This window comes from Burkholderia sp. RS01, assembly GCF_039748055.1.
Classification (GTDB): Bacteria; Actinomycetota; Actinomycetes; order Actinomycetales; family Micrococcaceae; genus Arthrobacter.
The window spans coordinates 15,856-30,621 of sequence record NZ_JBDLAK010000006.1 but is presented as its reverse complement, the minus strand read 5'-3'; the positions used below and the strand labels follow the sequence as shown (position 1 = coordinate 30,621).

General features: G+C 66.8%; 13 protein-coding genes. 8 read left to right on the top strand and 5 right to left on the bottom strand.

The features are described from left to right. The first annotated feature begins 24 nt into the window (after window positions 1-24). The 4 genes from ABFP37_RS07335 to ABFP37_RS07320 all read left to right on the top strand — a co-directional run bounded on the left by ABFP37_RS07335 (window position 25) and on the right by ABFP37_RS07320 (window position 4,825). Complete coding sequence (locus ABFP37_RS07335) at window positions 25-2,055, top strand: PTS mannitol transporter subunit IICBA (RefSeq protein ID WP_078028309.1); 2,031 nt, start codon at window positions 25-27, stop codon at window positions 2,053-2,055. Continuing rightward, window positions 2,055-3,218 (top strand): mannitol-1-phosphate 5-dehydrogenase, encoded by a 1,164-nt coding sequence (locus ABFP37_RS07330; protein WP_347033131.1) that lies wholly within the window; start codon window positions 2,055-2,057, stop codon window positions 3,216-3,218. Before ABFP37_RS07335 ends, ABFP37_RS07330 begins: the two co-directional genes overlap by 1 nt. 111 nt (window positions 3,219-3,329) lie before the next feature. Then, window positions 3,330-4,121, top strand: coding sequence for an alpha/beta hydrolase (locus ABFP37_RS07325; RefSeq protein ID WP_347033130.1), 792 nt, complete (start codon window positions 3,330-3,332; stop codon window positions 4,119-4,121). Next, window positions 4,118-4,825 carry an alpha/beta hydrolase gene (locus tag ABFP37_RS07320; protein ID WP_078028306.1) on the top strand — a complete coding sequence of 236 codons (708 nt, stop codon included), beginning with the start codon at window positions 4,118-4,120 and terminating at the stop codon, window positions 4,823-4,825. Before ABFP37_RS07325 ends, ABFP37_RS07320 begins: the two co-directional genes overlap by 4 nt. Before the next feature lie 143 nt (window positions 4,826-4,968). Here the strand turns inward: ABFP37_RS07320 and ABFP37_RS07315 are convergent, their stop codons facing one another. Next, window positions 4,969-6,012: an NAD(P)-dependent alcohol dehydrogenase gene (locus ABFP37_RS07315; protein ID WP_347033129.1), complete on the bottom strand. Its 1,044-nt coding sequence runs from the start codon at window positions 6,010-6,012 to the stop codon at window positions 4,969-4,971. Between the two features lie 99 nt (window positions 6,013-6,111). Next, window positions 6,112-6,240, bottom strand: coding sequence for a hypothetical protein (locus ABFP37_RS07310; RefSeq protein ID WP_347033128.1), 129 nt, complete (start codon window positions 6,238-6,240; stop codon window positions 6,112-6,114). Between the two features lie 253 nt (window positions 6,241-6,493). Here ABFP37_RS07310 and ABFP37_RS07305 point away from each other — a divergent pair, with 253 nt between their 5' ends. Further along, window positions 6,494-6,982: a GNAT family N-acetyltransferase gene (locus tag ABFP37_RS07305; protein WP_347033221.1), complete on the top strand. Its 489-nt coding sequence runs from the start codon at window positions 6,494-6,496 to the stop codon at window positions 6,980-6,982. A gap of 122 nt (window positions 6,983-7,104) precedes the next feature. Here ABFP37_RS07305 and ABFP37_RS07300 read toward each other — a convergent pair whose 3' ends face one another. From ABFP37_RS07300 to rraA, 3 genes are all read right to left on the bottom strand, one after another. Further along, window positions 7,105-8,544, bottom strand: coding sequence for a sugar porter family MFS transporter (locus ABFP37_RS07300; RefSeq protein ID WP_078028304.1), 1,440 nt, complete (start codon window positions 8,542-8,544; stop codon window positions 7,105-7,107). Window positions 8,545-8,780: 236 nt separating this feature from the next. Then, window positions 8,781-10,433 carry an MDR family MFS transporter gene (locus ABFP37_RS07295; protein WP_347033127.1) on the bottom strand — a complete coding sequence of 551 codons (1,653 nt, stop codon included), beginning with the start codon at window positions 10,431-10,433 and terminating at the stop codon, window positions 8,781-8,783. Window positions 10,434-10,539: 106 nt separating this feature from the next. Beyond that, the gene (gene rraA, locus ABFP37_RS07290) at window positions 10,540-11,055 is read right to left on the bottom strand and encodes a ribonuclease E activity regulator RraA (RefSeq protein WP_078028302.1); all 516 of its coding nucleotides are present in this window, start codon (window positions 11,053-11,055) and stop codon (window positions 10,540-10,542) included. 161 nt (window positions 11,056-11,216) lie between these two features. Between rraA and ABFP37_RS07285 the strand changes: the two genes are divergently transcribed. The 3 genes from ABFP37_RS07285 to ABFP37_RS07275 all read left to right on the top strand — a co-directional run bounded on the left by ABFP37_RS07285 (window position 11,217) and on the right by ABFP37_RS07275 (window position 14,756). Next, window positions 11,217-12,518 (top strand): MFS transporter, encoded by a 1,302-nt coding sequence (locus ABFP37_RS07285; protein WP_347033126.1) that lies wholly within the window; start codon window positions 11,217-11,219, stop codon window positions 12,516-12,518. Window positions 12,519-12,660: 142 nt separating this feature from the next. Continuing rightward, a complete protein-coding gene (locus tag ABFP37_RS07280; protein WP_347033125.1) occupies window positions 12,661-13,263 on the top strand; it encodes a TetR/AcrR family transcriptional regulator in 603 nt (200 codons plus the stop codon). 287 nt (window positions 13,264-13,550) lie between these two features. Then, window positions 13,551-14,756 (top strand): malic enzyme-like NAD(P)-binding protein, encoded by a 1,206-nt coding sequence (locus ABFP37_RS07275; RefSeq protein WP_078028300.1) that lies wholly within the window; start codon window positions 13,551-13,553, stop codon window positions 14,754-14,756. The last annotated feature ends 10 nt before the right edge of the window (window positions 14,757-14,766 follow it).

Here is a 14,766-nt window from a genome sequence, read left to right as displayed (position 1 = left end):
CAGGAATCACGGTTAGGAAATCACATGGCAACAGAGACAGTTGCAAAACCCCGCACCAGCGTGCGGGTCCACGTCCAGAAATTCGGGACGTTCCTGTCCGGAATGATCATGCCCAACATCGGGGCGTTCATCGCCTGGGGCCTCATCACGGCCCTCTTCATCGAGAAGGGATGGATCCCCGTCCCGGCACTCGGCGGCTTCGGCACCAACGCCGCAGGTGCGCCGAATGTGGGCCTCGTCGGCCCCATGATCACGTACCTGCTGCCGCTCCTGATCGCCTACACCGGCGGCAGGATGGTCTACGACGTCCGGGGCGGCGTGGTTGGCGCCATCGGCACCATGGGCGTCATCGTCGGCGCCGGCATCCCGATGTTCATCGGAGCCATGATCATGGGTCCCCTGGGCGGCTGGACAATCAAGAAGCTGGACGCCCTCTGGGACGGCAAAATCCGGCCCGGCTTCGAGATGCTGGTCAACAACTTCTCCGCCGGTATCTGGGGAGCATTGCTGGCCATGCTTGGCTTCTACGGGATCGCCCCGCTGGTCCAGGCCTTCAGCACGGGAGCCGGGAACGTCGTTCAGTTCCTGGTGAACAACGGCCTCCTGCCGCTGACCAGCATCTTCATCGAACCGGCCAAGGTGCTGTTCCTGAATAACGCCATCAACCACGGCGTGCTGACCCCGCTGGGCATTCAGCAGTCGCTCGCGCAGGGCAAATCCATCCTGTTCCTGCTCGAGGCCAACCCCGGCCCGGGCCTCGGCATCCTGCTCGCGTACATGTTCTTCGGCCGCGGCGCGGCGAAGGCATCAGCCCCCGGTGCCGCGATCATTCAATTCCTCGGCGGCATCCACGAGATCTACTTCCCGTACGTCCTCATGCGCCCGCTGCTGATCCTTGCAGCGATCGCCGGCGGTATGACGGGCATCGCGACACTTGCCGTCACCAACTCGGGCCTCGTGGCTCCGGCGGCTCCGGGATCCATCTTTGCGGTGATTGCCCAAACCTCGCGGGACAGCTATGTCGGCGTGATCCTCTCGGTTCTGCTCGCCGCCACGGTGTCCTTCCTGGTCGCCTCGGTGATCCTGAAGACCACCCGCCACAGTGACGAGGACGACCTCAGCGCCGCCACCAGCCGCATGGAAGACATGAAGGGCAAGAAGAGCTCCGTCTCCTCCGTGCTCACGGGTGCGGGTGCGGGCGCCGGCGGCACTGCGGTCCTGACCCGGCCCATCGGGAACATCGTGTTCGCGTGCGACGCCGGCATGGGCTCCAGCGCCATGGGCGCCTCCGTGCTGCGGAACAAGATCAAGGCGGCGGGCTTTCCGGACGTCAAGGTCACCAACTCGTCCATCGCCAGCCTTAGCGACACCTACGATGTGGTGATCACGCACCAGGACCTCACCGAGCGGGCCAAGCCTGCCACGGCCAGCGCCGTCCACTACTCCGTGGACAACTTCATGAACAGCCCGCGCTATGACGAGATCGTGGAACTCGTCAAGAGCGCCAACGCACCCGAAGCCGCTGGCGGCGGAGCTGCGGCACCCGCCGGTGCCGTCGCAGGCGCCGCGGCAGCTCCGGAGACGCAGGCTGCCGAGGCGCCCGCCGAAGCCGGCGCCCCGCCGTCGGACATCCTGGTGGCTGACAGCGTGGTCCTCAACGGCTCCGCCGCAACCCGGGACGCCGCGATCGATGAGGCCGGCCAGCTGCTGCTGGCCCGCGGAGCCGTGGATAACGACTACATCCTCGCCATGCATGAGCGCGAGGAATCCGTGTCCACCTACATGGGCAGCTTCCTGGCGATCCCGCACGGCACCAACGCCGCGAAGGACCACATCAAGAAGTCGGCCGTCTCCGTGGTCCGCTACCCGGACGGCATCGACTGGAACGGCAAGGAGGTCAAGTTCGTGGTGGGCGTGGCCGGCATCAACAACGAACACCTCCACATCCTCTCCTCGATCGCGAAGGTCTTCACGAACAAGGCGCAGGTGGCGCAGCTTGAGGCCGCAACATCCGTCGAGGAAGTTCTGGAGCTGTTCGGAAAGGTCAACGCGTAGTGAAGGCTGTACATTTTGGCGCCGGAAACATCGGCCGCGGATTCGTCGGGCTGCTGCTGCACGACGCCGGGTATGAGGTGGTGTTCGCGGACGTTGCGGACGCCCTCATCTCCCAGCTCGCAGCCGCGGACAGCTATGCCGTCCACGAGGTTGGGGAGAACCCCACCGTGCGCACCGTGGACAACTTCCGGGCAGTCAACTCCAGCACCCAGGAGGCGCAGCTGATCGAGGAGATCGCGACGGCGGACATCGTCACCACCGCCGTGGGGCCGCACATCCTCAAGTTCGTGGCCCCCGCGATCGCCAAGGGAATTGCCGCCCGGGCCGCAGGAATGGCGCCGCTGCAGGTTATGGCCTGCGAGAACGCCATCAACGCCACGGACATCCTGCGCGAGGCAATCGTGCAGTCCTGGGACGACGCCGCAGGGCCGCTGGAGGATGTGGCCGTGTTCGCCAACACCGCCGTGGACCGGATCGTGCCCAACCAGGAACCGGGCCAGGGGCTGGACGTCACGGTGGAGACGTTCTACGAGTGGGTCATCGACCGCACACCGTTTGCCGGCGCGGCGCCGGTCATCCCCGGGGCAACGTTTGTGGACGAGCTCGGGCCGTACATCGAGCGCAAGCTGTTCACGGTCAACACGGGGCACGCCTCTGCGGCGTACTTCGGGTTCGAGGCCGGGGTCGAAAAAATCTCCGAGGCCATGGCTGACCAGGACGTGGCGGCGGACGTGCGTGCCGTGCTCGACGAAACCAAGCAGCTGCTTGTGTCCAAGCACGGCTTCAACCACGACGAACAGGAAGCCTACGTCCAGAAGATCCTGGGCCGCTTCTCCAACCCGCACTTGCCGGACACTGTGAACCGCGTGGGGCGGGCGCCGCTGCGCAAGCTCAGCCGGCATGAACGGTTCATCGGCCCGGCGGCTGAGCTGGCGGAGCGCGGGATCGTGCCGGAGGCCCTTCTCGGGGCGATCGCCGCAGCCCTGCGCTTCAACGATCCCGCCGACGCCGAGGCCGTGGAGCTCGGGCAGATCCTGTCCGCCTCCGAGCCCGCTGAAGCGACCGAGCGGATCACGGGACTGGCGGCGGACCACCCGCTGTTCGCGGCCGTCTGCGGCCTGGTCGAGGAACGCAAGGCAGAAGGCGTCACCGCTCCGGCCTGACCCCATCCGCAGCCAAACGCACGACGCCGGAACTCACGAAGGTGAGTTCCGGCGTCGTGCGTTTGGGGGTCAGTAATGCCGCAGGGCTGCGGTAAGGGCTATCCTCGACAGATGGCTGATCCTGACATTTCCGAGGTCCACTTCGAGGGCCTGACCGGGCGGATTCATGCCTCGCGGCGCCCGGCAGGCACCGATGGACGTTCCGCGCCGACGTTCGTTCTGGTGCACGGGATCGGCACGTCGCACCGATACCTGCACCGGCTGCACCGGCTGCTGGCTGAAACCGCCGAGACCTATTCGGTCGAGCTTCCAGGCTTTGGAAGTACGCCAAAACCGGACCGCCGGCTGTCGATGGCAGACTATGCCGGCTTTCTTCGGGCGTCCCTGGACCAGGCAGGCGTGGGTCCGTGCGTCCTGATCGGCCACTCCATGGGCACGCAGTTGGCCGTAGAAGCCGCCAGGCAAGAGCCCGGCAGGTTCACGCAGCTGGTGCTGATGGGACCCGTGGTCGATTCCCGGCGCCGTACTGTGGCGCGCCAGGCCTTCGACCTGGCCGTGGACTGCCTTTTCTTCGAAAGCCCTAGCTCCAACCTGCTGGTCCTTGCCGACTATTTCCGGTGCGGGCCCCGGTGGTACCTGACCGAGCTCCCCGTCATGATGGCCTATCCCACCGAGCAGCGTATCGCCGAAGTGGACGCGCCCGTCCTCGTCCTGCGGGGATTCAGGGATACTGTGGCGTCGCGGGACTGGTGCCGCCGCCTGGCGGGCCGAGCCATGTCCGGAGAATTCCGCGAGATACCCGGCTCCGGTCACGTCGTCCAACACACTGCCTCCGGCCAGGTGGCGCAGGCCATCAGGGACTTCGTGGCAAGCCCCGGCCGGGCCCTGGAAAGTCCGGCGTGAACGGCACGCTGCGCAGGGCGCTTTGGTGGGTCCAGGACTACGCCTATGCCGCGGGATGGCAGGTCCGGGGCGCGCTTTCCCGGACCCGGGCGGACGCCTTTCATACCGGTGACGGCAGGCCCATAGTCGTGATCCCCGGAGTGTATGAAAGCTGGCAGTTCATGCTGCCGCTGATTACTGCCCTGCACGGCGCCGGGCACCCGGTACATGTCGTGACCCTGCTGCAAAGGAACCGGCTGGGCGTGCCTGTCGCGGCCCGGTTCGTAGCAGAACACATCGCCGCGGCCGGCCTGAACGATGCCGTGATCGTCGCGCACAGCAAAGGCGGCCTGATCGGGAAGTACATCATGCTCGCCCTGGACCCGGACCAGCGCATCGACCGGTTGATCGCCATCTGCACGCCGTTCTCCGGATCGCGCTATGCCCGGTACCTGCTCATCCCGAGCCTTCGCATCTTCTCTCCCCGCAACGCCCTGACCCGGCAGATGGCCCGCGAAGAAGCGATCAACCACCGGATCAGCTCCATTTACGGCGATTTTGACCCGCATATCCCCGAAGGCAGCGTCCTGCCCGGAGCCAAGAACATCCGGGTCCCGGTGGCTGGGCATTTCCGGATCCTGGGCCACGCGGAGACCGTTCGTGCCATCTTGGAGCAGATGCCGGCAGACCTCCCCGCCGGCCCGCACGAGTCCCGGCAGCCGTGATGACCGGCGGTCCGGCGGCAACATCTGACCTGTAGCCCGGAACGCCCCGGTGGCCGGGAACGCCCCGTTGGCCGGAGACGCCGGAAGCGGCCCCCAGCTTGTGCTGACGGGCCGCTTCGACGGTGCCTGCGCGGGTAGCCCGCTTAGCTCATGGTTGCGGTGTCGATGACGAAGCGGTAGCGCACGTCCGAGGCAAGGACGCGCTCGTAGGCTTCGTTGATCTTGTCAGCCGGGATGACCTCGATCTCGGCGCCCAGCTGGTGCTCTGCGCAGAAGTCGAGCATTTCCTGGGTCTCGCGGATGCCGCCGATCATTGAACCGGCGAAGGACCGGCGGCCCATAATCAGCGAGAACGCGTTCACCGGGAGCGGTTCTGCGGGCGCGCCCACGTTCACCAGGGTTCCGTCGAGGGTCAGCAGCTGCAGGTAGGAGCTGATGTCGATCGAGGCGCTGACGGTGTTGATGATCAGGTCGAAGGTGCCGGCGAGGGCCTCGAACGTGGCGGGGTCGCTCGTGGCGTAATAGGCGTCCGCGCCGAGGCGCAGGCCGTCTTCCATCTTCTTCAGCGACTGCGACAGCACGGTCACCTCGGCGCCCATGGCGTGTGCCTGCTTGACGGCCATGTGTCCGAGCCCGCCGAGGCCGACGACCGCCACCTTCTTGCCGGGTCCCGCGCCCCAGTGGCGCAGCGGCGAGTAGGTGGTGATGCCGGCGCAGAGCAGCGGCGCGGCGACGTCGAGGTCAAGACCGTCCGGGATGCGCACGACGAAGTCCTCGGTCACCACCACGTGCGTGGTGTAGCCGCCCTGCGTGATGGTCCCGTCGCGGTCGACGGCGCCGTAAGTGCCGGTGTTGCCTGCGAGGCAGTACTGCTCCTCGCCCTTCCTGCAGTTGGCGCATTCGCGGCAGGAATTCACCATGCAGCCGACGCCGACGCGGTCGCCAACCCTGTGCTTGGTGACTTCGGCGCCGACCTCGGTGACGATACCGGCGATTTCGTGGCCCGGTGCCAGCGGGTACTGCTGGGGTCCCCAGTCACCGCGGACGGTGTGGATGTCCGAGTGGCAGATTCCGGCGTACTTGATCTCGATCAGCACATCCTGCGGGCCGACGGCGCGGCGTTCGATGGTGGTGGGGACGAGGTCGCCGGTGGCGGACGGTGCGGCGTAAGCGTTGACGGTATGCATGTCTCTCCTGTGTTGGGTGAGGGATTCGTTTGGTTGGGTGGCTGTTTGGGTTGGTTGGAACGGCGGAGCGGGAAGGTCCGGCGGTCCCGAGGGGAAGTCTTATGGGCGGATGAGCACTCTGAGTGCTGTGTGGCCGGTCGCGGGGCCGGCGTGGACGTCGCCCTGGGCAACAATATGGTCCAACACCTGGCCGGGCTGAATTGTTCCCGCGAGGATGTCCGCCATCATGAGCCGTCCTTTCGATATGCCTCTTATTCAAGGAAACAGGAACTTCACCCGCTGCGGGAGTCCCTGATGATCCTAGGACTGGCAGTACCCCCTTGGCTCTGCCGCCGCCATTGCCGCCTGTCCAGCAGGCCGGGCAGGCCGCGGGCTGAGTAGGCCGCGGACCGGGCGGCACGCCTGAGGAGCGCTCCCCCGTCGCCGCCCGTTGTGAAAAGCTGTGAAGGTGACTTTCGACTCCCGTGACCAGCCCGCCCTGATGATCTTCGCCGTCGGGAGCGGCACCTTCAGGCTGCGCCCCGCGCAGAAGCCCGACTTGCCGGCCATCCTGCGGCTCCTGACCGATGACCGGCGTGGCGCAAGCCGCGAGGACACGGGGGACCTGACGTCCTACGAGCAGGCGTTTGACGCGATCCACGCCGACCCCGCGCATCTCCTCGTCGTGGGGGAGCTGCTCGGGGAGGGCGAAAGCGTAGGCCCTCTGGTGGCCACCTTCCAGCTCAGCTTCATTCCGGGCCTCTCCCGCCGCGGTTCCTGGCGCAGCCAGCTCGAGGCGGTGCGCGTGGACCGAAGCCTCCGGGGCAAGGGTGTCGGGTCCGCGATGATCGGCTGGGTTGTGGCGGAGTCCCGCCGCCGGGGCTGCTCGCTGGTGCAGTTGACCACCGACAAGTCCCGCCAGGACGCCCACCGCTTCTACGAGCGCCTCGGATTCGCGGCCAGCCACGAAGGCATGAAGCTCACGCTCTGAGCCGCCTCCCTAAGTGCCGCCTCCCCTAGTGCTCCCGCGAGGCCGCGCCGCAACGCAGAAGACGCCCAGGTTCCGCTGAACCTGGGCGTCTTCCTTTTCATGCCGGGGGAGCCAAGAGCCGGTCAGACCTTGGCGGACCCCTTTGGAACAAACAGGGTTTCGGCCTGTTCCAGCGACATGCCGTTCGTCTCCGGCACCTTGTACATGACGAAGAAGAACGATGCCGCCGCAAAAAGTGCGTACATGGCGTACGTCAGCGGCAGCGAACCTGCGGCCATCACGGGGAAGCTCAGTGTGATGGCAAAGTTGGCGACCCACTGGGCTGCCGCGGCCAGGCCCAGGGCGCGTGCGCGGATCCGGGACGGGAAGATCTCGCCGAGGAGCACCCACACGAGCGGCCCCCAGGACGCGCCGAAGCTGACCACGAAGATGTTCGCGGCCACGAGGGCAACGGGGCCCCAGGCGCCCGGGAGTGAGATCTCGGAGCCGGTGCCCGTGGCGGACGCGAAGGCCAGGGCCATGGTGCCGAGGGAAACGGCCATTCCGATCGAGCCGGCCAGCAGGATGGGGCGCCGGCCGATCCGGTCCACGAGGGCGATGGCCACGAGGGTCACCAGGATGTTGGTGATGGACGTTGCCACGGAAATGGTGAGCGAGTCCTTCTCCTGGAAGCCCACGGCCTTCCACAGCGTGGTGGAGTAGTAGAAGATCACGTTGATGCCGACAAACTGCTGCAGCACGGACAGCGTGATGCCGATCCAGACCACGGCCTGCAGCCCGAACGTCTTGCCGCGGAGCGAGCCCTTCTTGCCGGCCAGCTGGTCCTCTTCGATGGCCTCGCGGATCTCGCGGAGGTGGCGGTCCGCGTCCTCATCCGGCGCGATGGAATCGAAGACCTTGCGGGCTTCCTCTTCCTTGCCCTGGAATACGAGGAAACGCGGGGACTCGGGGAGCGTGTAGGCGATCAGGCCGTAGACGACCGCCGGAACCGCGGCGGCCAGGAACATCCAGCGCCAGGCCTCGATGCCGAGCCACAGGGCCTGGTGGGCGCCGCCGGCGGCGGTTGCGAACAGCGCGTCGGAGAGCAGCGCGGCGAAAATACCGGTGGTGATGGCCAGCTGCTGCAGCGAGGCGAGCCTGCCGCGGACGTGGCGCGGAGAGATCTCGGAGATGTAGGCGGGTGCGATCACCGACGCCAGCCCGATGCCAAGGCCGCCCACGAGTCGCCAGAAGATCAGGTCCCAGACGCTGAACGCGAAGCCCGTGCCGATGGCGCTGACCAGGAACAGCAGCGACCCCAACTTCATGGCGGGAATGCGGCCGTAGCGGTCGGCCACCTTGCCGGCCATGAACGCCCCGGCGGCGCAGCCCAGCAGTGCGACGGCCACGGCGAACCCGGTGACGCCCTCGCTGAGCGCGAATTCGTCCTTCATGGCGTCGACCGCGCCGTTGACCACGGACGAGTCGAAGCCGAACAGGAAGCCGCCCACGGCGCCGGCAAGCGCCAGCCATATGACCCGCTGCGGGATCTTGGCGGTAGTTTGCTCCTTGGCGGTGGACATGGTGCTCCCTGGGGTTGGGGTTGGGTGAATGCGGTGCGGACGTCGTCGGCTGCGGATACCGGCCCAGACAGCCGGCGCACACGCGCCTAACAGTGTGCCACGTCACCGCCCGCTGTTCCACTTCGGTACAGAAGACGACGACGGCGGAACGTCCCCCCGTCGTCGTCCCGGGGCGGGGAAACGAAACGGCAGGCAGCCCCGCAAGGCTGCCTGCCGTGACGCGTGCGCGAAAGCCCCTAGTGGGCCGGCACGGACTCCTTGGCGACGGCCTTGGGGTCGGTGAGCTTCTTGTTCGGCAGGGCGAAGCTGATCAGGAAGGCGATGCCCGTGAGCACGGCCGCGGTGAGCATGACGGCGTCGATCGACTGGGCGAATCCCTCGGTGATGGGCCGGGTGAGCACGGGGTTGGCCGCGTGCAGCCAGCTGGTGTCGTTGAGGGAGTCGTTGCTGGCGCCGTTCTTGAAGAACTCGTAGAGCTTGGCGTTTGCGGGATCGGCGGCCACGGCAGGGTCCTTGAGGACCTTGAGGTAGTCGGCGTTCTGCACGGCGTCCTTCATCCCGGAGGCGATCTTGTCCGCCGCGAGGCTGAACAGCATGGAAATGAAGACGGCCGTTCCTACGGCGCCGCCCATGGAACGGAAGAACGCAGCCGACGACGTGCCCACGCCCATGTCCTTGGGCGGAACGGAGACCTGCATGGCCAGCGTGAGCGGCTGCATGCAGAAGCCCAGGCCCAGGCCGAAGAACACCGCGATCAGGCCGGGAACCCAGAGCCCGGTGTCGACGCCGAGCGAGAAGCCCATGACGACGGCGGCGCCGGTCAGGACCGCCGTGCCCAGGATGGGGAAGATCCGGTAGGTGCCGGACGACGAAATGGTCCGGCCCGCGGTGATGGAACCGGTGAGGATGCCCACGGTGAACGTGATCATCATCAGGCCGGCCTCGGTGGGGGTGAGGCCCTTCACGAGCTGCAGGTACATGGGCAGCATGGCGATCGCACCGAACATGCCGATGCCGATGATGAAGTTCAGCAGCGAGGACAGGCCGAAGGTGAGGTTGCGGAAGAGCCGGAGCGGAATGAGTGCGTAGTCGCCTGCGCGCTTCTCGGCCAGCAGGAACGCCGCGATGCCGACGATGCCCAGGCCGGTGCACAGCAGGGAACCGGCAGAGGTCCAGCCCCAGCTGCGGCCCTGTTCGGCCACGAGGAGCAGGGGAACGATAGCCAGCGTGATGGCCGCGGCGCCCCAGTAGTCAATCTTCTGCTTCACGTGCTTGGCGGGCAGGTGCAGGTACAGGAAGACGACGGTCAGCGCGGCGAGGCCGATCGGCAGGTTGATGAAGAACACCCAGCGCCAGCCGTCGAAGCCCAGGATGTTCGCGGAACCTGCGAAGGCGCCGCCCACCACGGGGCCCAGCACGGAGGAGATGCCGAAGACGGACATGAAGTAGCCCTGGAACTTGGCCCGGTCCTTCAGGGCGACAATGTCGCCGATGATGGTCAGCGCGAGGGCCAGCAGGCCGCCGGCGCCCATGCCCTGGATGCCGCGGGCGATGGCCAGTTCGGTCATCGAGTGCACCGAGCCGGCGTACAGGGAGCCGGCCAGGAAGATCAGGATCGCGGCCAGGTACAGCGGACGGCGGCCGAAGATGTCGCTGAGCTTTCCGTAGAGCGGAGTGCTCACCGTGGACGTGATGAGGTACGCGGTGGTGGCCCAGGCCTGCAGGGACAGGCCGTCGAGATCGTTGGCGATGGTGTAGATGGACGTGGACACGATGGTCTGGTCCAGCGAGGACAGGAACATGCCGAGCATAAGACCTACCATCACTGTGATGGTCTGACGCTTCGTCAGGACGTCCCCGGCTGCGGGCCCGGCGGCGGTTTTGGACATGACTGCTCCATTACGAAGAAAAGGGGGATCAAGCTTGATAGTTGCTTTCAGTAACTATCTTACTTCGTGATTTGTTCCCTTGACTCTAAAAAATGAGGAATTCACCTCAGCGCTCCACCAGGATGCCGTCCGGATCGCACCAGATCATGGCGCCGGGGCGGATGGTCACGCCGTCGATCAGCAGTTCCACGTCCGTCTCGCCGGCGCCGGCCTTCGCGCTCTTGCGCGGATTGCTGCCGAGCGCCTTGACCCCGAGCGGCAGTTCCGCAATGGCCTCGCGGTCGCGGATTGCGCCGTTGATGACGACGCCGGCCCAGCCGTTTTCCACGGCGCTCGCCGCGATCATGTCCCCCATCAGGGCGGTGCGCAGCGAGCCGCTGCCGTCCACCACCAGCACGGCGCCGTCGCCGGGTGTGGCCAGCGTGGACTTGACCAGCGCGTTGTCCTCGAAGCAGCGGATGGTCCGGACAGGGCCGCTGAAGTGCGAGCGTCCGCCCAGTGACTGGAACTGCAGGGCGATCGAGTCGAGTTCCTCGCCGCGCTCGTCGTAGAGGTCGGCTGTGTTGACGGCGGCGGCCTTCTCGGATGTGGCGGCGGAACGGCTGGCAGGCGAAGCGGACATTGATTCTCCCTGGCTCTTGGATCGGGTCCGGTTGATAGCAACGCGGGGTCACTTAACGCCCCATGAGACGCGGGAATCGGGCCTCAAATGACCCCGCGTTGCTGGTGGCTCCCACGATAGTCTGATTTCACACGATCAAAACGATCCAGGGGGAACCTGCCATGAGTCTGTCCGACATTCCCGGTGCAGTTCCCGATCCCGGGCTGGTGGGGACGCGATCGGCCACGGCACTCGCCGAACCGACGTCCCGCGTGACGCCGCTGTGGACCACGGGCGTGGTGCTGGTCAACCTGGGAATCAACGCCGCGTTTTTCGGTCCCATCCAGGTGCTCCTCAGCCAGCAGGCCGAACATTTCGACGCCGGCCAGAAGGAGGCCATCCTCGCGCTCGTGACCGGAGCAGGGGCGGCGGTCTCCCTCGTGGCCAACCCCCTGTTCGGCGCCTTCAGCGACCGCACCACGTCCCGCTTCGGCCGGCGCGTGCCGTGGGTCGTGGTGGGGGCCGTCCTGGGGGCGGCCGCACTGATAGGCCTGGCCGGGGCGCCGAACGTGGCGGTCATGACGCTGCTCTGGTGCCTCGTGCAGGCCGGATGCAACGGCGCCTACGCTGCCATCACCGCCGCCATTCCCGACCGCGTTCCGCTACCGCAGCGGGCCACGGTGGGCGGCCTTGCCGCGATGGGACAAACGGTGGGCATCCTCATTGGCGCGGTGATTGCCGCCGCCGTCAGCGGAAACTTCGCCCTGGGGTACATCGTTTGCGCGCTCGCGCTTTTGGCCGGCGTGGTGATGTACCTGTTCAAGAGCGCCGATGTGCCGCTCCCCGCCGGTGACAGGCCGCCGCTGAACTGGATCGATTTCCTGCTTGGCTTTGTCCGGCCGCTGCGGCACCCGGACTTCGCCTGGGCCTGGATCACCCGGCTGCTCGTCAATATCGGCAACCACATGGTCACCCTGTACCTGCTGTTCTTCCTCGCGGACGCTGTCCATCTGAAGGCGACCACCGGGATGGAGCCGGCCTTCGGCGTGCTGGTGCTGACCGGGCTCTACGCCGTGTTTGTGATCATCACGAGCGTGATCGGCGGCCGGCTCAGCGACCGCATGGGCAAGCGCAAGCCCCTGGTCATAGCCTCCTCCGTGATCATTGCGCTGGCGTCACTGATCCTGGCGTTCGCGCCGACGTGGATCGGCGGTATCGTGGGCGCCAGCGTCTTGGGGATCGGCTTCGGCGCCTACCTCGCGGTGGACTTCGCGCTCATCACCCAGGTGCTGCCGCACGCCGTTGACCGGGGCAAGGACCTCGGCGTCATCAACATCGCCAACTCACTGCCGCAGGTCATCGCTCCGGCCCTGGCCTGGCCGTTCGTGACCCTCTGGGGCGGCTACGTTTCGCTCTACGTCGCCGCGGCAGTGATCGGCTTGCTGGGCGCCGTGTTCGTCGTGAAGATCAAGGGCGTCGACTAGGTTTTCGCTTGGCTGTTCGCATTTCCCCTGCGTACCGCTGACGGATGGCGTCTGCGGCCGTGCCGTATAGTTGACTGCGAATGCGGGCGGGATCGGGATGGGGGTTCTCCTGGCTGCCGCAGGAATCTCAACCTCCGGACTGATGATGCTTGAATTTAATCCTGATCTTCCGCCCATGGCCGACCCGCCGTCCCTGCCCCGACAACAGCGCCGCTACGGCCGTATCCTCGAGGTCGCGGCCGGGTTCGCGCGCAAGGGGCTCAAATCGGTAACGCTGTCCGAAGTGGCCGCGAAGGCCGATGTCCCCCTCGGCACCCTGTACCGCTACTTCCCCTCCGCCACGCATCTGATGCTGGCCCTCTACCGGCACCAGCTGAGTGAGCTCAAGGTGGGGAGTTGGCCGGGTGCGGGCACGGTCCGGATCCATGCGCTCTCCGGCGTGGTCATGGAAATCTTCCACATGCGGGTGATGCAGCCCGCCGTCGAACAGTGCCTCAACCAAGGCGTGTACCTCAAGGACAGGGACACCACGGTGCTGCTGCGCGAGATCGACACCCTGGCCGAGCGTGCGGTCACCGCCGCCAGTGGCGACGCCGTCATCTCCCGGATCCTGCTGCTGACCGTCACCGGTCTAGTCCAGTCCGTCCGCTGCCGCCGCTTGTCGCTGTTCGAAGCGGAAGAAGACCTGAAGAAGGCCTGCACCCTGCTGGTGCCGCGTCCCAGTTCCATGCGCCACACAGCGTAACCGGTCTAGACCGCCAGCCCTTCTGAAGCGCAAAATTCGGTGAAATAGGCCACAGAACCCGCCAAAATCCACTGCATCCCGTCAAATGGCCGCCCCGTGGCCAAGCAGGCCGTTCCGGAGTGTTTACCATTGCAGGACCGGAGTGGCTAGCAACCCGTACCAGCGGGCTTCCGGACGGACCCCGCCACCCTTTGGGCCGTCAGCGAAGCGCGCACCCGACCATCTTGAGCCTCCAATGCTTGAGCCCACTGTGCCGTGCGCCCACGGCTAGCCCAGGAGACAACGACGTGTCCACTGAAACGATTGCCCCCACCGACAACACCGCGGCCGAAGCGCTGACGGACCAGGAAATCTTCGCGGCCCACGAGGGCGGCAAGCTCTCCATCGCCAGCACCGTCCCGCTCGCCAACAAGCGCGACCTCTCCATCGCGTACACCCCGGGCGTCGCCCAGGTCAGCCGCGCCATCCACGCCGACCCCAAGCTTGCCAAGACCCACACCTGGGCCCAGCGCCTGGTGGCGGTAGTCAGCGACGGCACCGCCGTCCTCGGCCTGGGAAACATCGGCGCCAGCGCCTCGCTGCCCGTCATGGAGGGCAAGTCCGCCCTCTTCAAGGCCTTTGGTGAACTGGACTCCATCCCGCTGGTCCTCAACACCACGGATGTGGACGAGATCGTGGAAACCCTTGTCAGGCTCCGTCCCAGCTTCGGCGCCGTCAACCTCGAGGACATCTCGGCGCCGCGCTGCTTCGAGCTGGAGGAAAAGCTCATCGAGGCCCTGGACTGCCCCGTCATGCACGATGACCAGCACGGCACCGCCGTCGTGGTCCTTGCCGCACTGACCGGAGCTGCCAAGGTCACCGGGCGCGAGCTCGAAGGCCTGCGCGTGGTCGTCTCGGGCGCCGGCGCCGCCGGCATCGCCGTCGCCGAAATCCTGCTCACTGCAGGCATCAGCGACGTCGTGCTGCTGGACTCCCGCGGCGTGATCAACGCCGAACGCCCGGACATCGCCGCGGACTCCGCCAGCAAGAAGGCCCAGATGGCGCAGCGCAGCAACCCCCGCGGCATCGCGGGCGGCCCTGCCGAGGCCCTGCTCGGCGCAGACGTTTTCGTCGGCGTCTCGTCCTCGAAGCTGGCCGAGGAACACCTGAAGCTGATGAACCACAGCTCTATCGTGTTCGCGCTGTCCAACCCGGACCCCGAAGTGCTGCCCGAGGTGGCCGCCAAGTACGCTGCCGTGGTTGCCACCGGACGCAGCGACTTCCCGAACCAGATCAACAACGTCCTGGCCTTCCCGGGCATCTTCCGCGGCGCGCTGGACGCCGGTGCGCGCCGCATCACGCCTGCCATGAAGCTCGCCGCAGCACGCGCCATCGCTGCCCTGGCCGAGGAGGGGCTGTCCGCGGACTACATCGTGCCCAGCCCGCTGGATCCGCGGGTGGCGCCGGCCGTCACGGCCGCCGTGGCCGCGGCGGCCGTGGAAGACGGAGTCTAACGGGCCTCTG